The organism is Streptomyces sp. NPDC031121 (assembly GCF_055570615.1).
The window spans coordinates 1-1,369 of sequence record NZ_JBVIGV010000031.1; the positions used below are offsets into that span (position 1 = coordinate 1).

Here is a 1,369-nt window from a genome sequence, read left to right on the forward strand (position 1 = left end):
TCCCGGGGCTGTCAAGCCCCGAGTTTCCGGAACGTGTCCGGGGTGGGCCGTCTCGGGCCTACTGGTGATGCGCCCCCCACCGGAGCAAGGGAGACACCCCGCAGGACCGGGACCCCCTCCAACGCCGGCAGGGGCCGCACCGAGAAGAAACCCCCACCCATCCGCTTTTGCGGATCGAGCAGCAGGAGAATCCCATGAACCGCAGCAAGCACCACAACACCCCCGACAACACCGCCTCCGTGCGCCCCAAGCGGCGCAGCATCCGCATCGCGACACTGGTCGCCTCGGCCGCGGTCGTCACCGGCGGGGTGCTCCTGCCCGCGGCCGCCGCCTCGGCCGCCCCGATGCCCGCCCACACCATCTCCGCACTCCCCGCCGCGGGCGGCGCCGGAGGCGACGGCGGGGACGGCGGCGGCGGCCTGGTCGGCGGCGGCGGCGGCTCCGGCGGCTCCGGCGGCGGCAGCGTCACCGGCGTCGGCGGCGCGGGCGGCAACGGCGGCAACGGCGGCAACGGCGTCCTCTCCGGCGGCGGAGGCGGCGGCGGTGGCGGCGGCGGCGAAGGCGTCATCGGCGGCAAGGGCGGCAACGGCGGCAACGGCGGAACCGGAGCCGTCGGCGGCAACGGCGGCGGCGGCGGTGGCGGCGGCGACGGCGTCCTCAAGGGCGGCGACGGCGGCAAGGGCGGCTCCGGCGGCTTCGGCATCTTCCAGGGCGGCAAGGGCGGCAAGGGCGGCAACGGCGGCACCGGCATCTTCGGCGGCCTCGGCGGCGCCGGCGGCAAGGGAGGCGGCAGCATCTTCTAACCCCCCACCCCACCCCACCCCACCCGAACCGACCCGACCCGCGGGGTGGAGGCCACCGGCCCCCACCCCGCCCCACCCCCACCAGCCACTCCTCCCGAGGCGGAGAACCCCATGTCCACCACCTCCTGGCACCGCCCGCTCATCCTCGCGGCGGCCTCCCTGGCCTTCCTCACCGGCACCGCCTGCTCCGCCCACGCCACCCCACCCCCCGCCACCCCCGCCAGCAGCCAGCTCCCCCCGTACTGCGCCACCGGCGGCGAAGGCGGCAAGGGAGGCGAAGGCGGCAAGGGCGGCGCCCCCGGACAACCCGGCGAACCCGGCAAGCCCGGCAAGCCCGGCTGCTTCCGCTTCGACACCCTCCCCGACAAACCCGCCGACCAGCTCAACCTCGCCGACAAGATCCACATCGTGATGGCCCTCCTCGCCGACGACACCGACACCCGCAAGAAGGACATCGCCCAACGCTACGACCTCCCCACCCGGCAGCTCGACACCTGGAAGAAGCACTACCTCGAAGGCAACTGGCCCGCCCTGATGACCGGCACCAACCCCTTCTGCCCCTGACC

General features: G+C 75.4%; 2 protein-coding genes. Both read left to right on the forward strand.

Annotated features, from left to right (window positions below; all coding sequences use genetic code 11):
• The first annotated feature begins 194 nt into the window (after positions 1-194).
• Positions 195-803 (forward strand): hypothetical protein, encoded by a 609-nt coding sequence (locus ACZ462_RS31685; protein ID WP_467810002.1) that lies wholly within the window; start codon positions 195-197, stop codon positions 801-803.
• A gap of 111 nt (positions 804-914) precedes the next feature.
• Positions 915-1,367 (forward strand): hypothetical protein, encoded by a 453-nt coding sequence (locus ACZ462_RS31690; protein ID WP_467810001.1) that lies wholly within the window; start codon positions 915-917, stop codon positions 1,365-1,367.
• Positions 1,368-1,369 lie beyond the last annotated feature (2 nt).

Excerpts from the sequence above, each read along its gene's own strand:
- ACZ462_RS31690 (WP_467810001.1), top strand. The coding sequence starts at position 915 with ATGTCCACCACCTCCTGGCACCGCCCGCTCATCCTCGCGGCGGCCTCC.
- ACZ462_RS31685 (WP_467810002.1), top strand. The coding sequence starts at position 195 with ATGAACCGCAGCAAGCACCACAACACCCCCGACAACACCGCCTCCGTG.